Here is a 16,066-nt window from a genome sequence, read left to right as displayed (position 1 = left end):
ATTAAAGTGGCACTTAAATAACTTGATTAAGTGCCACTTTTATTGATTAAATCGCCAGTAAAATCGCTAATAAATCGCTATTTTACTTCAAAAATCGCGTATCCAAAAGCTCCAAGAGATTGATTTTGAGCATCATAATTGTAGCTAATAATCGGCTTACAATCAGGCAAAGCACTAAACGAATCGTTAGATTCATTAAACGCATTTAAAGCCACTACAACACGCTTAGAGTCAGTTTCTCGCGCAAACACAAACTTTCCTCGCTCATCATAGTCAAGAACTCTAAAATTGCCATGAATAAAGCAATCGTTATTTTTACGCAATTTTATAAGTTCGCGGAACAAATCACGATTATCTTTTACAGGATTTTCCCAAGGCATAGGCGCTCGATAATCACACTCTTCAAAACCAATTACACCAAGCTCATCACCATAGAACACGCTTGGGGCTCCAACAGATGTAAGCAAACAAAGCTCAGCCAAGCGGAATCGCTTATCTGCCGTAGAAAAGTCGCAAGCTTCCGAAGAGCTTTGAGTACACAAGCTTCTAAAGCGACTAACGTCATGGCTATCAAGCAAATTCAATTGACCTTGAACAATCGGGAATGGGTATCTTAAAAGCATATCTACAAATCGACTATTAAACTCGCGTGCATTAATCTTGCCAAAAGCAAAGAAATCGCGGCAAACTTTGCGGAATTCGTAGTTCATAGTGGAGTCAAACATGTCTCCTTGCAGCCAACGCTCAGAATTCTCCCAAATTTCCGCAATTAGCACACTATCTTTTTTAGTCTTTTTAGCAACAGCGCGGAAGGCACGCCAAAAGTCTTTATCAACTTCATTCGCAACATCCAAACGCCAACCGTCAACATCAAAATCTTCAAGCCAATAGCGGCAAACGTCCATAAAATAGTCGCGAACTTCGGGATTAGAAGTATTGAGCTTTGGCATTTTACGCTCATACGCAAAACACGTGTAGCTTGGGCGCTTACCATCTTCGGGGCGCTTAACAGGGAACTTTAATCCATAGAACCAATCCTTGTATCTCGAATTTTCGCCATTTTTAACAACATCGTCAAACGCGAAGAAATACCAACTAGAATGATTAAAAACGCCGTCAATAATTATGTGCATGCCGCGATTATGAACCTCGCTAACAAGCTCCCTAAAATCGTCGTCCGTTCCTAAATTAGGGCAAACATGGTAATAGTCAAGAAGATCGTAACGATGGTATTCTGCAGCTTTAAAAATAGGATTTAAATACAAGCAATTAAAGCCCAAATCCTCAATATAATCAAGATTTTCGATTATTCCTCTAATTGTTCCACCCAAACGAGTGTGTAAAGTTTGGCCAGTTTTTTCATCAAAATAATCTTTTGCCTCGCAACTTATGCCACGTTTAGAATCTGCAAAACTATCTGGGAAAATGTTATAAACAACAGCCTCTTTAAGCCAATTAGGAACGTCGCTAATCTCCTCGCGGCGAATAAATGGGAACTGGTAGACTTCTGTACGATCTTCTGGAAAATCAGTCGCAATAGTATCGGCGTACAAATACAAGCGCTCATCCGCATCTTGCATCTCAAAGTAATAACAAACTCTATCTAAATCGCTGTTTATGTTTGCTTCATAGTAGTCAAAGTAATCGTCGCTTGCAATCTTTTCCATTTTCAACGTGCGGAATTTATCTAACGGAGTCAAATCAACGCGATTTCCGTAATGCAAAACGCATGAACAAAGATTATTCTTTGCTGCACGCAAGCGAATTGTTAAACAATATTCTGCCGTAGAATACGCATATTGTGAAAGTGGTCGGTGCAATATTGCTTGACGATTTATCATTTACATTTCCTTTCTAGCCTCGCTGCCATTGTTTTCGACTTTATCACCTACTCTTCTACACCGCTACACTTTTATGCGATTTTCTAAAGCAGCAAGCACAAACAATCAAATTGAACGCAACGGACTTAGCATTAATGTAGTATTGCTCTAAAGATGCGCATACTTAAGTTTGGCAACACACAACAAACACAACGGAGGCGAATATGCTTTTAGCAGTAGACATTGGCAACACGAATATTGTGCTTGGATTCTTGGAGAACGGCAAGATTGTTGGCACGTATAGAATGACTACAAAAGCAAATCACACTTCCGACGAATACGGCATTATGATTACGCAATTCTTAAATCTTAGCGGTTTTAGCGTAAACGATGTTGAAGATGTTATTGTTGCTTCGGTTGTCCCAAAAGTTATGCACTCGTTCCGCGCAAGCATTGTTAAGTTTTTGCAAATCGACCCTATGATTGTAGGCCCTGGAGTAAAAACTGGCGTAAATATTCGCATTGACGAGCCACGCTCTTTGGGAGCAGACTGCTTAGCGGATTGTGTTGGCGCGTTTTACGAATACGGTGGCCCCGTATTAGTTATAGATTTTGGCACAGCTACCACTTATAACTACGTTGATAAAAGCGGAGCAATTACTTGCGGACTTATTTGCACGGGAATTAGTGCGGCGGCTGCAGCTCTATGGGATAATACTGCTCAGCTTCCAGAAGTTGAGATTTCGCGCCCTAAATCCGTTCTTGCAAAATCAACTCGTCCTGCTATGCAAGCTGGATTGTATTACAGCTTCTTGGGTGGAATTGAGCGCACGATTGAGCAATTCAAAATAGAAATAAATGAGCCTTTTAAGGTTGTTGCTACAGGCGGCTTGGGACGACTTTTTGAAAAAGACGTTGAAACTATTGATTATTACGATCCAAATTTGATTTTTAAAGGAATGTACGAGATTTATAGACGAACGATCGGCTGCTAGCGACTTTTCCTTTGGATTACAGACCTAAAGTGCATAAGTCTAGCGCACAACAAAACCCTGATTATACCCGTATTCTTTCAAGTCTTTTTTCCAAAGATTAATACCATCTTTAAGACTAATTTTAGGACCAGGGTCGTCTGGAAGTTGAAAATCCTTACCATCGTCTTGTTTAATGCCTGCATCAATCATCGACTGCACTGTTAAACGTGCTCTTGATTTTCTGTTCCAATCATAGGCCAAACCGACTGTGAAACGAAAATCGCTACGAGAATATACTTCAAACGGCAAATATTTGTAGCCTGTATCTACATGATTTGCTGCATCTGCAAAAATACGGTTGAATTGTTGTCCTCCGAAATATGGCACATCGATTCCGCGAGAATCACGAACCATTGTTTTGTTTAGGAACGCTTTGTCTCTAAGAGTCACAACGTCTGCTGGGAATGCTCCAGATAAAACTCTTTCTTTAATACCAGTCTGATCATGGCATACAAAATTCACAAAACGCATCGCGGCTTCAGGCTTGCGACTAGACTGAAGGACGCTTAGAGCAGATCCTCCCATTTGCGCATTGTCATTGTTTCCATTCATAGTCGGAACTCTCGCTACACGCCACAACCCTGCTCCGCCTGGAATATCATGCATTAAAAGCGATGTCATCCATGCTCCAGCAAAAACAGATGCAACACTGCCAGAACCGACTGCACTTTTCCAAGCTGGAGTCCAAGTTGCAAGTCTTGTATCAACCAAATCTTCGTCAATCATGGACTGCCAAAATTTAGTAAAGTCTTTTGTTCCTTTGTCTTTACTTAAGCGAACTGTAACGGTTTTACCATCGTGAGAAGTTATAAAAGGTCTTCCTCCTGCAAGCCAAATCATAGCGTTGTAAAAACTTGCATCTCCAGAATCTGCAGCAATATAAACGCCAATATTTTTTAATTTTCTTGCAGCATGTAGATAATCCTTCCAGGTGTGAATTTGCGTAACATCCACACCTGCTTGGTTGAATACGTCTTGATTATAAAACCATGCTAAAGGACCTGAATCCATTGGCAATCCATAAACTCGTCCTCCTAATTGAACAGAAGACCATGTGCCTGGCGTATAGAATGTTTGAGTTCCTTGAACGCGATTTGTAATATCCAAAAGTTGTCCGCTAACCGCGTATTGTGGCAAAGCGTGGTATTCAAGCTGAGCAACATCTGGCATACCGTAACCGTCTTGAATAGCACTGTTAAGATTGTTGTATCCGCTTGTATCTTTAACGCTAACTCGAATATCTGGATTTTGTTTCTCAAAATCTGCCGCAATCCGCTTCATGCTTGGTTCCCAAGACCATACTGTTATTTTTGTTCTAGAATCAACAGATCCGCATGACGCACAAAAAGCAACAATAAAAACGCATGTAATCGCAGAAATTACGCGCTTTATATTACGAACAAAAACGCGGTTTATATGACGATTTATATTACGCATAACAAAACAACCAAAATTCTGCTTGCGACTTTTCTGCGGGCTTCTTGCACACATAATATTCACTGCTATTCTACAGTTACAGATTTTGCAAGATTCCTAGGCTTGTCAACATCGTAGCCCTTAAGCTTTGCCATATTCATAGCAAAAAGTTGTAATGCTACGACATCTACAAGTGGGCTTAGCAACGTTGGGCATTTAGGGCGCCAGAACACAATATCTGCGTAACGCTCAGCGTCTGGATCACCATCTTCTGCAACCGCAATCGTAAACGCTCCGCGAGCCTTAACTTCTTCAATTCCCGAGATTACTTTAGCGTGTAAAACGTCTCTGCCTCTAGAAGATGGCACTATAACAACAACTGGCTCGCCTTTGTCTACTAGAGCTATCGGGCCATGTTTAAGCTCTCCTGCCGCAAAACCTTCTGTAAACGTGTACGCAATCTCTTTTAGCTTTAATGCGCCTTCTAAAGCAACTGGGTAGCCAACATGCCTGCCAAGGAACAAGAACGATTTTGCATCTATTGTTTTCTTTGCGGCTTGCATAATCGAATCAGCTTGCGTATCTAAAACGTTTTGTATTTTATCTGGCATTTCTTTAAGCTGGGACACGATTTGCTGTATTTCATCTCTGTACATTGTTCCCTTGACTTGAGCCAAATAAAGCCCAAGCATGTATGCTGCTACGATTTGCGCAACAAATGCTTTTGTAGAAGCAACTGCGATTTCTGGGCCAGCATGAGTGTAAAGTACAGCATCCGATTCTCGCGGAATACTCGAGCCTTGAGTGTTGCATATTGCAAGCACGCGGCTGCCCTGCTCGCGCGCGTGCCTTAACGCCATTAACGTGTCCATTGTTTCGCCAGATTGAGATATTGCAACAACAAGCGTTCTATGCGTTAAAATTGGGTCTCTGTACCTAAATTCGTGAGCCAACTCCACTTCTACTGGCACGCGCACCCAATGTTCAATCGCATATTTTGCAACTAATCCAGCGTAGCTTGCTGTTCCACAAGCTACAACTATTATCTTGTCGATTGATCGCAAAATATCTTGACTAATCCTAACTTCGTCAAGAATAATATTCCCTTTTGCGTCGAATCGTCCTCGTAAAGTATCAGCTACGGCATGCGGATCTTCGTGGATTTCCTTATCCATAAAGGAATCCCATCCGCCTTTTTCTACTGCAGAAGCATCCCAGTCTACTGTAAAACAACTAGGGTTTTCAATCTCGTTGCCGTCAAAATCAGTAAGACGAAGCTGTGCTTTTTTGTTTCCTTCTATATCTCCGATTAAAACAGCTTGATCTTGACCAACTTCAAGCACTTTATCTGTGTATTGAACAAAAGCAGCAACATCGGAGCCTAGAAAATACTCGTTATTTGAAACACCTACTACAAGCGGCGAATCGTGACGAACAGCAGCAACAATATTAGGCTGTCTAACGTCTACTGCAAGTAGAGTAAAAGCTCCTTTAAGAATTTTTGCAACTCGTCTTATTGCTTCAAAAAGATCTGGCTTACCAGTTTCTTCAATTATTTGATTCGCGATTTTTCCAAGCGCTTTTGCTGCAACTTCCGTATCTGTTTGAGACGAAAACTCTATGCCTTCTTTTTGCATTTGTTCTTTAAGACTAATAGCATTTTCAATAATACCGTTGTGAATAAGTGCGATTTTTCCGTCGGCACTAACATGCGGATGCGCATTTAAATCACAAGGAGCGCCATTCGTAGCCCATCGAGTGTGACCTATTGCCACACTCGCTTCTGGCATTGGATCAGCTTCTATATCTTTTCTTAAAACAGCTAAGCGACCAGCTTTTTTACGTACGCATATAGAATCCATTCCTGGAGCAGCAAGAGCTACTCCAGATGAATCATATCCGCGATACTCTAAGCGTTCTAACCCATTTAAGCAAACTTCTAGAGGCTTTGAGCAAACTGTGCCAAAACCTGCATATCCTACAATGCCACACATAATTTTCTATTGTACGTTATAAAGCGTGCGTGTTTCTACACATGTCGAAAATATGCAAAAATCTTATTAAAATACGCGAAAAACACTTGCAAAATACTTGCAAAACACTTATAAAACGTGATGTAGAAAATCTTTAAATCTTTCTGTTTGTGGGCAATCTATGATTCCTGAAGTACCACATTCAACAACTTTCCCGCCATCCATGAACACAACTTGATCTGCAACTTCTCGTGCAAAGCCAATCTCGTGAGTTACAACAATCATTGTCATTCCATCATTAGCTAAATCACGCATAACGTTAAGCACTTCACCAACTAGTTCTGGGTCTAATGCAGACGTAGGCTCGTCAAAAAGCATTATTTCTGGTTTCATCGCAAGCGCACGCGCAATGGCAACTCGCTGCTGCTGACCACCCGAAAGCTGAGAAGGATAATGGTCTACGCGGTCTGCCATTCCAACACGTTCAAGTTCTTTAATTGCTAAATCGCGTGCAGCGGTTTTGTCCATGTGTAAAACATGAACTGGCGCTTCCATAACGTTTTCAATAGCCGTCATATGTGGGAACAAATTAAAACGTTGGAACACCATTCCAAGCTTTGCGCGTTGCGCTGCAATTTCTTTGTCGTTTAACGCTTGCAATGCTTCTTTACCTTTATGTATAACGGTTTTTACGCCAATGCGCTCGCCATAAATTGTGATTTTACCAGACGTAATTTTTTCTAGTTGATTTATCAATCGCAATAGGGTTGATTTTCCACTTCCAGAAGGACCGAGTATGACTGTTACACTTCCTGGATTAACAGTCATGTCAACTCCCTTAAGGACTTGAAGATTACCGAAGGACTTGTGTAAATCCTTTATGACTACTGCTGGAGTATCACTTTTAGTAACATTTTGGCTTTGTGTATCAACCGTTAAAATATCAGTCATTTTTCCTCAAATCTAATTACGATTATATAAAATTTGTAATTTTGACGCGGTTTATGCGTTATATGTTTATGCGTTAAAACCTAACATTGTTGCATTATTGCGACCCTTTACAGCGTCACTATTCGCTTTAATCGCATTATCTCCACGTTTTGCAGCATTAGAGTTAATTTGAGCATTGTTTACAATGTCTTTTGCTTCGAATCCTTTACCAAAATGCTTTTCTAACATAACTTGAAAAACCATCAAAATAGACGTAATAATTAAATACCAAATGCTAGCAACTATAAGCAACGGAATCGGCTTATAAATACGATTTGCTACAGCATTTGTTGCAAACTGAAGTTCTAAGGTAAAAGGCACAGCTAAAACCAGAGACGTAGTTTTAAGCATACCGATAGTCTCATTGCCCAAAGGTGGAACGATAATACGCATAGCCTGAGGCAAAACAACCCTGCGCATAGTCAAAGACCTGCCCATGCCAAGAGCTTGAGCTGCCTCAACCTGACCAGCATCCACAGCTTCTAAACCAGCACGAACAATCTCCGACAAATACGCAGCCTCATTAAGGGACAATCCAATAACTGCAGCGTTTAAAGAGGTCATAACAACGTTGGAATCAATGGAGAAAAACTCAACGGATGTAAATGGAATGCCCATACTCAACTTAGGAACAAGTACAGCAAACATTCCCCAAAATACTAGCTGCGTATAAACTGGAGTACCCCTAAAGAACCAAATAAAGAACCAGCTTACGGCTCGAAGAACAGGGTTTACAGACTTACGCATCATTGCTAATCCTATAGCAAGAACGATTGCAATAATCATAGACAAGAATGTGAGTATTAGAGTCCAAGCAATGCCTGTAAGAACATTGTCGCTTATTAGATATATGCCTACAACATTCCACTCAAATCGCGGATTTGTAACTATAGAATAAAGCAGCGAGCACGCAATTATAGCTACGATTATGCCAGCTATGATTGGTCCAGGTTTTTTGACTGGTAGAATTCGATCACCATCAGAATTTTGCGAAAGCTTCTTACTCGCATTGTTAAACATATTTTCTCCATTAACATTTTAAATTGTCACATATGTGAATAATAACTAGCGGATTATTAACTAGTAATTAACGCACTTGCGATGTACAAATATATTAAATACAAATAAAGCGTGCGGTTTTCACTATACTAATAGCTACAAACGCACGCCAAATTTAAGATCAGACTTCTGGATTTACTTGTGCTTCCTTAATGGCAACGTTTTCAACACCCCACTTCTTTAGAATGTCGTTATAAACGCCATTCTTCATAAGCTTATCGATTGCAGCCTTAATGAGCTTTAGCATCTTAGCATCGCCCTTCTTAACGGCTGCACCCATTGGCTCCGCGTCGTTGCTGCTTTCTAGAATCTCTAGCTTTCCATTGTTCTTTATTGCAGCATAACCAGCTACAGGAGTGTCAGCATACATAACGTCTGCACGACCAGAAAGCAATGCTGTAGTGGCGTCGGTCTGCTCCTTAAAGCTCATGATTTCTAGTGGCTTATCGTTATTTGCCTTGCACTGCTTTTTAGCTTCTTCCATGATTGGCTCGCCAACAGTGCCAGTTTCTAATGTAACTTTTTTGCCGCAAAGATTCTTTGGATCTACTTTAGTTGGGTTTCCTTTACGAACTTCAAAAGATAAGCCAGCGTTTGCGTACGTTACAAAATCAACGGACTTCATACGTTCAGCGTTTACAGTAAAGCCCGAGATTCCAACGTTATATTTGCTTCCGATTGCTGGAATAATGGAATCAAACTGAGCATGCATAATCTTCGCTTTTAAGCCCATCAATTTTGCTAAAGCTTTAGAAAAGTCGATTTCGTAGCCGACTGGTGTTTTGCCATCTGCAGCGAAGAACTCTGCTGGAGCATAGCTAACGTTTACACCAACTGTTAATTCGCCAGTTTTTGCAACGCTTTCTGGAACAAGCTTTGCAATCTCATCGTCTTTTTGAACTTTGCTTACATCGTAGCTGCGTGCCACATCTGGATCTGCTGCCTTAGAATCAGCTGGACCGCACGCGCAAGTGCATCCAATCAATGCAAGAGTTGCAATTGCTGCAATAGGCTTAATTGACTTAAAAATCTTATCCGACTTAAGCATTTCCTTCTCCTATTCAATATTTAAAGAATAAATAACTTATAATTTACAATGATATGCATAACTATACACGATATCGCTACTAAATTGCGATTATTAAAATGCAAAAACTGAATATTCATAAATTGCCATACATGAATATGCTAAAAATCAGCAAAAAATAGCGAATTACAAAATCGAAAGCCGCATATTATTCACAAAAATGAATAATATACGGCGTGTCGCAATACAATCACAAACAGCAAATCACCTAGATTGCATATTCTTGTATCGCATAGCGCGCAATGCTTCGCGCTTATCTTGTTCTTCGCGCAACGCTTGACGCTTATCGTACTCTTTTTTGCCTCGCGCCAAAGCAATCTCAACTTTAGCGTAGCTGCCTTTAAAATAAATCCTCAAAGGCACAATGGTATAACCTTTAGCTTCAATCTGCCTAGAAAGCTTAGCAATTTGAATCGCATGAAGAAGCAACTTGCGCTTGCGCTTAGGAGCATGATTATTCCAAGTGCCATTTAAGTACTCTGGAATATTTGCGCCTTCTAGCCAAATCTCACCACGTCTATCAATATTCACAAACGCTTCAGCTAAAGAAGCTCTGCCTTCGCGCAAAGACTTAACCTCTGTGCCAGTAAGAGCAATACCTGCTTCATAGCAATCTTCAATCGCATAGTCGTGATTTGCTTTTTTATTTCTTGCAACAGTTAAAGTACCATCTGAACCAGGTTTTTTATCCAAATTACACCAGCCTAAATCGAATCATAAAAATTAATAGTGAACATACTCATAATTGCCAGCATTACGAATAGTCCTATAAGACGGGAACGTAGCAAATCCAACGCCACCTTCAGAAATCAGTACCGAACCGTCCGAATTAACGCGTTCAACAACAGCAACATGTCCATATGTAGGATCTGATCCAGCAGCTCCTCTAGCAAATACCATAACAGCACCAACATGCGGTGTGCGATTTACAAGATACCCAAGTCTACGCCCAGAATTCGCCCAATCAGCACCGTTGCCCATAAAGGATCCTACTGGAAGACCAAGCTGTGATCTGCGCAAATACGCCCAAAGTGTGCATTGGCGAGCTGGATAGGCAGAACCTCCAGCTGTGTTACCAGTATTATGACCATAGCAATTGCCAGAACCAGCAGGACAATTCCCAGGAACCGCGTAATTCATACCATTTGCAGCACCATTAGAAAGCGGCAGCGAAGGCAAAGAAGGAGTATTCCAACTGCCGCCGCCTCTAAGCTGTTGACGATTACCATTATTAGGATTCATGCGAGCTGCAGCCGTAGCAGCTAAAGCCCTAGCTTGAGCGTCAATTTGTGACTTCAAAGCAATTATTTCCGCAGCTTCGCGAGCATCTTGAGAAGTAAGACTATTCTTTTGACTCTCTAACTGCTTTCTTAGAATAGTTCCCTGATCTCTTAAAGACTGAAGAGAACGCTGCTTTTCACTGGCAGCCTTAGCCGCAGCCTGAGCACTCTGCGCCTCAGAATCAGCTTTTGCTTTTAATTTTTGAATCTCTGTTTCAATAGCAGCTAAGCGCTGACGTCTATTCATAGAATTACTCAAAGTAACAGCAGCATCATTTGCAGCATTTGCTTCGCTACGTGCAACAGCAGCTTCTGACTGAAGTTTTCCAACAAACTGCTCGGTAGTAGTGGAGTTAGTCACCATTGCCATTACGTTAGAGGCATTGGAGCCATGGAAACTTTTTCGAGCAAGTTGAGCTACAGCAGCCTTTGCATCATCAAAATCTTCGCCAGTCTGCTTGATTTTTTCTTCTAAATCGAGTTTGTCTTTTTGCGCAGACTGCAAACGCTGATTTGTTGATTCAACAAGGCTCATAGCTTGTTGCGCTTGCTCCTGAGCTTGCTGAGCAGCACGGACTTGATTAGGGATTTGATGTTCGTTTAAATCATTGAGCTCTAGAATCTTATCAGCAAGCTGTTTATTGACTCCAGCAAGACGCTTTTTAAGAGCAGCATTACTTTGAACTTTCCTGTTGTAATCTTGCATGGTAACTGCATCAGCGCGTAGTGGCTGGCAAGCATATAAGGTAATACCGGCAGAAAGCATAAGAAAGCTGCTTGCAATCACGCTTGCAACAGTGCGCTTACAATATTTTGCATGGCATTTCTTGCTTTCCATATTTACTTCCCTTTCAAGTAGAATAATTCAAACACAACTAATGCGAATTATACATTGAAAATTCTATTATCGATAAAATTTTTTTATTTATGATTTTTTATTTATGATCTATTAATGTTCATAATTTATTGATAATTTAAATTTTTCTTTTATGTTTACGCTTGCAGATATCTTCTGAGTGCAACCGCGGAGGCGACTATTGAAAGTAGCACGGCTCCAAGAACCAGCACTGGAACTGTCATCCAAACAGTTGTTTGATTTACAAATGGCATCCAACGAACGTTTTGTGCAAGCCAATCTGTAATAAACACTTTAACAACAACGCTTAGCGCGCACCCAGATAGCAGAGAGCCCATAAGGGACGCAAAAGCACCTTCTAAAATAAATGGCATGCGAATTGTCCAATTAGACGCGCCCACAAGTCGCATAATCTCCGTCTCTTGTTTTCTAGATGCTGCAGACATACGAATAGTTGTACCGGTTAGCATAATCGCAACAACAACCATAACTGCAGCAAGCACGATTGTAACAGCCGTGGCATGATTCAAAACGCTAAACACTGGGTCAAAAATTTGTCTTTGGTCTACTACTTCCTCAACACCATTTCTGCCAGAAAGAACTTCTGAAACAACCTGGTATTTAGTTGGATTTGTGAGCTTTAGTCGCAAAGAATCTTGCATATCAGCAGCTGTTAAAGTACGCCCCTGATATAAGCCATTAGGATATTGCTTAAGAAAAGTATTCTTGTAAAATTCGCTTCTACTAACATAAGTGATATTCGAAACATCATCACCTAACTCTTGGTTAATAATGTTTTCCAATTTTACAATTTCTTCTTTAGTAGGAGCTTTTCCAGAAGCACAGGATGCTGACTGACTTGTACCGTCTGGGCAAAGCCATGCTACAACTTCTACCTTGTCATACCAATCGCCTTTGGCTTTTGTGATTTGCGCTTGCATAAGAACAGATGCGCCTATAAACAAGAACGATATGAAGGTAACGAGCATTACCGAAACAATCATAGAAACGTTTCTGCGCAAGCTAATCCACGTTTCTGAGAATATGAACTGCAATCGCATTACTCGTCTCCTTCGTTCTTAAGATTTTCGCTTTTACTGGCTTCAGATTTACTTTTTTCATTGGATTCTTTAGATTCAATATAATCGCCAGTTTCGCTTGGATTCTCGCTTGTATTGCCGACGTTTTCGCCAGAATTTTCGCTAGAATTTTCGCTAGAATTTTCAATATCGTTTTCGACAATATTTTCTGTATTATTCTTATCTTTTTGATTCTCACTTAAATCAAGAGAATCGCCAGAATCCGAAGAGTTGCTAGAATCTGCAAAATCTGAATTCTTCATATCTTCAGCATCATTCGACTTTTGCACGGGAGGAGCTGGTGGAATTGAAAGACCACGCCCCCAAGTCATAGTTGTTTCTAAAGGCTGAAAAACTTCACCATATCTACCCGTTCTGCCTGAATGAACAGATTGCGCAAGTCGAGCAATACCCTCATTATCTTCAGAACCATTTTGCAAAGTTTGCGCAACAGCATCCATAGCCTGCTTTGCTTGAGCTGCACGCTTTGCGCGTTTAGACATGAATCTGTAATTTTTAGGATCTTCAGAAGACGAGTTAAAACTAGTGTGATCAGAGCCTGAATCTGCCACAGTACGAACACCTGAATCGCCTTCAACTGCCTGCTGAGCTTTCGACTTTTGCTCAACATCTGCGTCTGGGAAGTAAAGCGCAGAATCATAAGAGCCTTCGCGTTCGTCTCGCACAATTTTTCCAGCATGAAGCTCCACAACTCGCTTGCGCATTGAGTTAACAATTTCTTCATTATGCGTAGCCATAACAATTGTAGTGCCCGTACGATTAATGGCGTCCAAAACTTCCATAATGCCAAGCGAAGTAGTTGGATCCAAATTACCAGTAGGCTCGTCAGCGAGAAGAATTTGCGGATGATTCACGTACGCGCGCGCAATTGCAACACGCTGAGCTTCACCACCCGAAAGCTCATGCGGATAATTATTTTCCTTACCAGTTAAGCCAACCGTTTCAAGCACACGCGGAACAAGCGACTTAATAGTAGAACGACTCGTGCCAATAACTTCTAGTGCAAAAGCCACGTTCTGATACACGGTTTTATTATTCAACAGTTTATAATCCTGGAAAATAAAGCCGAGAGTACGTCTATACTGCGGAACCTGACGATTCACTAAGCGTCGCAAGTCATTACCAGCAACGTGAATCTCGCCCTTAGTGGCCTCCTCTTCGCGCAGCAGCAAGCTTAGAAGAGTTGTTTTACCAGATCCAGACGCTCCAACAAGAAACACGAAGTCGCCACGATTAACGTCTAAAGAAATATCGTCCAAAGCAGGGCGCGTACCCTTAGGATAGATCTTCGACACATGTTCTAGTGAAATCAGAGACATATTCTGCAGTTTCCTTTACGAACTATTGAACGATATACTTTAATTTTGTTTTTAACTATTTTATATTTTATTTTTGATTTTTATTCTGACTTTTATCTTGAATTTTATCTTGAATTTTATCTAATGCAGACTAAGCTTGCGACTTTTCCTCAGCCTCTTTTTTAGCTGCAACTCTCTGTTCGTGACGCCAACGAATTCCAGCTTCAATAAAACCGTCAATATCGCCGTCAAAAACAGCCTGAGTTTGCGAAGTTTCGTAGCCAGTGCGCAAATCCTTCACCATCTGGTATGGGTGAAGCACGTATGAGCGCATTTGGTCTCCCCAACTTGCCTTAATATCTCCAGCAAGCTCCTTCTTTTTCGCTGCTTCCTCAGCATGCTTAAGCACAAGTAAACGCGATTGCAAAACCGCCATTGCAGCAGCTCGGTTCTGAATCTGGCTGCGCTCATCTTGCATTGAAACAACCAAACCAGTTGGCAAATGCGTGATGCGCACAGCGGAATACGTAGTGTTTACGCCTTGTCCGCCAGGGCCAGACGCCTGGAAAGTATCCACACGAATGTCAGAATCTGGAATGTCAATATGATCCGTAGCTTCAACAAGTGGGATTACTTCTACGGCACTAAAGCCAGTTTGACGCCTGCCTTGATTGTCGAATGGAGAAATACGAACCATTCTGTGAGTGCCGCCTTCTACGGAAAGACGACCATACGCATATGGGGCATCAACTTGGAAAGTGGCGGATTTAATACCAGCTTCTTCTGCGTAAGACGTATCCATCATCTTAGTTTTGTAGCCGTTTCGTTCCGCCCAACGCAAGTACATTCTAAGAAGCATTTGCGCAAAATCGGCAGCATCCACACCACCCGCACCAGAGCGTATTGTCACCACCGCTGCACGAGCATCATATTCGCCGTCAAGAAGAGTTTGAACTTCCATATCGTCCAACTCGTGAGCAATAGAGCCAAGCTCCTCTTGAGCCTCGCTCATAGAATCAGCATCCTCTTCTTCCTGACCAAGTTCAATCAAAGTCTTAGTATCTTCAATGCGTTGCTCAACGGCTTGTAAACGCTTTAATTGAGACTGAGCTGCCGAAAGCTTACTCGTAACTTGCTGAGCGTGATCAGAATCATCCCAAAGTCCAGGCTCCGAAGCCTGCTTTTCTAAATCTGCAATAGCAGTCTTCAACGAATTAACGTCTAAAGCCTTAGAAATCAAAGAATACTTTGCTTCAACATCATTTAACGCTTGGGCAAAATCAAATTCCGCCATTTACTTAAAGTACCTCTTTATATTTTATATTATTCGTTTTACGCACTTACTATTCGAAGTTTAGCGTACGGTCAAAATCTCTGGACCATTCTCTGTAATTGCAATCGTATGCTCGCTATGAGCGCCACGCGAACCGTCAGCAGATCGAAGAGTCCAACCGTCTTTTGGATCTTGATAAATCTCGTCAGTAGTCTTTAAGAACCACGGCTCAATAGCAATAACCAAGCCTGGGCGAAGCTTGTAGCCGTGATGCGCAGTGCCATCGTTAGGAACGTGCGGATCGCCATGCATAATATGGCCAACTCCGTGACCGCCAAACTCAAGGTTTACGCTGTAACCATACTCGTGAGCAACGCATCCAACAGCTGCAGAAATGTCTCCAAGGCGGTTTCCAGGCTGAGCCATGTTAATTCCAGCCTCAAGTGCTTCCTCAGTGCACTTAATTAAGCGCAAATCTTCAGGATCCGCATGCTTTCCAACCACGAAACTAATAGCAGAATCTCCAACCCATCCGTCAACGTTAACCGCTAAGTCAAGAGTCAACAAATCGCCGTCTTTAAGGTTGTAATCAAAAGGAACTCCGTGAAGAACAGCATCGTTTACAGAAGTGCAAATGTAGTGCGCAAAAGGACCAGTTCCAAAATCAGGAGCGTAGTCAACATAGCAAGAAGACGCACCTTTACGGCTCATAATGCGTTGACGAACAAAGTCATCAATCTCAAGAAGATTTGTTCCAACTTTTGTCATTGCTTGTAAATCTTTAAGAATACTACCAACGAAGCGACCCGCAGGCTTCATAGCTTCAATCTCGGATGGAGTTTTAAGTTCAATCATGATTTAAGACTAACGCGCAGGCACG

General features: G+C 41.5%; 13 protein-coding genes. 1 reads left to right on the top strand and 12 read right to left on the bottom strand.

Annotated features, from left to right (window positions below):
• Nucleotides 1-77: 77 nt before the first annotated feature.
• A complete protein-coding gene (locus tag HXT55_RS03270; protein ID WP_064622899.1) occupies nt 78-1,841 on the bottom strand; it encodes a glycoside hydrolase family 13 protein in 1,764 nt (587 codons plus the stop codon).
• A gap of 203 nt (nt 1,842-2,044) precedes the next feature.
• On the opposite strand from HXT55_RS03270, the gene HXT55_RS03265 reads away from it, so the two are divergent.
• Entirely contained in the window at nt 2,045-2,815 is a 771-nt protein-coding gene (locus HXT55_RS03265) for a type III pantothenate kinase (protein WP_004114938.1), read from the top strand.
• 39 nt (nt 2,816-2,854) lie between these two features.
• Here the strand turns inward: HXT55_RS03265 and HXT55_RS03260 are convergent, their stop codons facing one another.
• From HXT55_RS03260 to map, 11 genes are all read right to left on the bottom strand, one after another.
• The gene (locus HXT55_RS03260) at nt 2,855-4,345 is read right to left on the bottom strand and encodes an ABC transporter substrate-binding protein (protein WP_048730195.1); all 1,491 of its coding nucleotides are present in this window, start codon (nt 4,343-4,345) and stop codon (nt 2,855-2,857) included.
• Nucleotides 4,346-4,356: 11 nt separating this feature from the next.
• On the bottom strand, nt 4,357-6,264 hold the full coding sequence (gene glmS / locus HXT55_RS03255) for a glutamine--fructose-6-phosphate transaminase (isomerizing) (RefSeq protein WP_004114934.1): 1,908 nt from the start codon (nt 6,262-6,264) through the stop codon (nt 4,357-4,359).
• Between the two features lie 108 nt (nt 6,265-6,372).
• Complete coding sequence (locus HXT55_RS03250) at nt 6,373-7,194, bottom strand: amino acid ABC transporter ATP-binding protein (RefSeq protein ID WP_014554542.1); 822 nt, start codon at nt 7,192-7,194, stop codon at nt 6,373-6,375.
• Between the two features lie 66 nt (nt 7,195-7,260).
• Complete coding sequence (locus HXT55_RS03245) at nt 7,261-8,253, bottom strand: amino acid ABC transporter permease (protein WP_004113501.1); 993 nt, start codon at nt 8,251-8,253, stop codon at nt 7,261-7,263.
• 160 nt (nt 8,254-8,413) lie between these two features.
• Nucleotides 8,414-9,340 (bottom strand): ABC transporter substrate-binding protein, encoded by a 927-nt coding sequence (locus tag HXT55_RS03240; RefSeq protein WP_016816805.1) that lies wholly within the window; start codon nt 9,338-9,340, stop codon nt 8,414-8,416.
• Between the two features lie 243 nt (nt 9,341-9,583).
• Nucleotides 9,584-10,072 (bottom strand): SsrA-binding protein SmpB, encoded by a 489-nt coding sequence (smpB, locus tag HXT55_RS03235; RefSeq protein ID WP_004113499.1) that lies wholly within the window; start codon nt 10,070-10,072, stop codon nt 9,584-9,586.
• A 30-nt stretch (nt 10,073-10,102) separates the two neighbouring features.
• On the bottom strand, nt 10,103-11,497 hold the full coding sequence (locus tag HXT55_RS03230) for a CHAP domain-containing protein (RefSeq protein WP_421792474.1): 1,395 nt from the start codon (nt 11,495-11,497) through the stop codon (nt 10,103-10,105).
• Between the two features lie 155 nt (nt 11,498-11,652).
• Complete coding sequence (gene ftsX / locus HXT55_RS03225; protein WP_004114923.1) at nt 11,653-12,576, bottom strand: permease-like cell division protein FtsX; 924 nt, start codon at nt 12,574-12,576, stop codon at nt 11,653-11,655.
• Nucleotides 12,576-13,934: a cell division ATP-binding protein FtsE gene (ftsE, locus tag HXT55_RS03220; RefSeq protein WP_421792472.1), complete on the bottom strand. Its 1,359-nt coding sequence runs from the start codon at nt 13,932-13,934 to the stop codon at nt 12,576-12,578. The genes ftsX and ftsE overlap by 1 nt, the downstream gene beginning before the upstream one ends.
• Nucleotides 13,935-14,064: 130 nt before the next feature.
• Nucleotides 14,065-15,207, bottom strand: a complete 1,143-nt coding sequence (gene prfB, locus HXT55_RS03215; RefSeq protein ID WP_004120869.1) for a peptide chain release factor 2 — start codon at nt 15,205-15,207, stop codon at nt 14,065-14,067.
• A gap of 60 nt (nt 15,208-15,267) precedes the next feature.
• Nucleotides 15,268-16,041, bottom strand: a complete 774-nt coding sequence (map, locus tag HXT55_RS03210) for a type I methionyl aminopeptidase (RefSeq protein WP_004138346.1) — start codon at nt 16,039-16,041, stop codon at nt 15,268-15,270.
• Nucleotides 16,042-16,066 lie beyond the last annotated feature (25 nt).

The sequence above is a fragment of the Gardnerella sp. KA00718 genome, from assembly GCF_049244285.1.
GTDB classification, from domain to species: domain Bacteria; phylum Actinomycetota; class Actinomycetes; order Actinomycetales; family Bifidobacteriaceae; genus Bifidobacterium; species Bifidobacterium vaginale.
Note: the sequence above shows the minus strand (reverse complement) of the source record. Positions and strands in the feature narration are given on the sequence as shown.

Bases quoted from the DNA above. Each gene is read 5' to 3' on its own strand.
- HXT55_RS03270 (WP_064622899.1), bottom strand. From the start codon at position 1,841: ATGATAAATCGTCAAGCAATATTGCACCGACCACTTTCACAATATGCG.
- HXT55_RS03265 (WP_004114938.1), top strand. From the start codon at position 2,045: ATGCTTTTAGCAGTAGACATTGGCAACACGAATATTGTGCTTGGATTC.
- HXT55_RS03260 (WP_048730195.1), bottom strand. From the start codon at position 4,345: ATGTGTGCAAGAAGCCCGCAGAAAAGTCGCAAGCAGAATTTTGGTTGT.
- glmS (WP_004114934.1), bottom strand. From the start codon at position 6,264: ATGTGTGGCATTGTAGGATATGCAGGTTTTGGCACAGTTTGCTCAAAG.
- HXT55_RS03250 (WP_014554542.1), bottom strand. From the start codon at position 7,194: ATGACTGATATTTTAACGGTTGATACACAAAGCCAAAATGTTACTAAA.
- HXT55_RS03245 (WP_004113501.1), bottom strand. From the start codon at position 8,253: ATGTTTAACAATGCGAGTAAGAAGCTTTCGCAAAATTCTGATGGTGAT.
- HXT55_RS03240 (WP_016816805.1), bottom strand. From the start codon at position 9,340: ATGCTTAAGTCGGATAAGATTTTTAAGTCAATTAAGCCTATTGCAGCA.
- HXT55_RS03230 (WP_421792474.1), bottom strand. From the start codon at position 11,497: ATGGAAAGCAAGAAATGCCATGCAAAATATTGTAAGCGCACTGTTGCA.
- ftsX (WP_004114923.1), bottom strand. From the start codon at position 12,576: ATGCGATTGCAGTTCATATTCTCAGAAACGTGGATTAGCTTGCGCAGA.
- ftsE (WP_421792472.1), bottom strand. From the start codon at position 13,934: ATGTCTCTGATTTCACTAGAACATGTGTCGAAGATCTATCCTAAGGGT.
- prfB (WP_004120869.1), bottom strand. From the start codon at position 15,207: ATGGCGGAATTTGATTTTGCCCAAGCGTTAAATGATGTTGAAGCAAAG.
- map (WP_004138346.1), bottom strand. From the start codon at position 16,041: ATGATTGAACTTAAAACTCCATCCGAGATTGAAGCTATGAAGCCTGCG.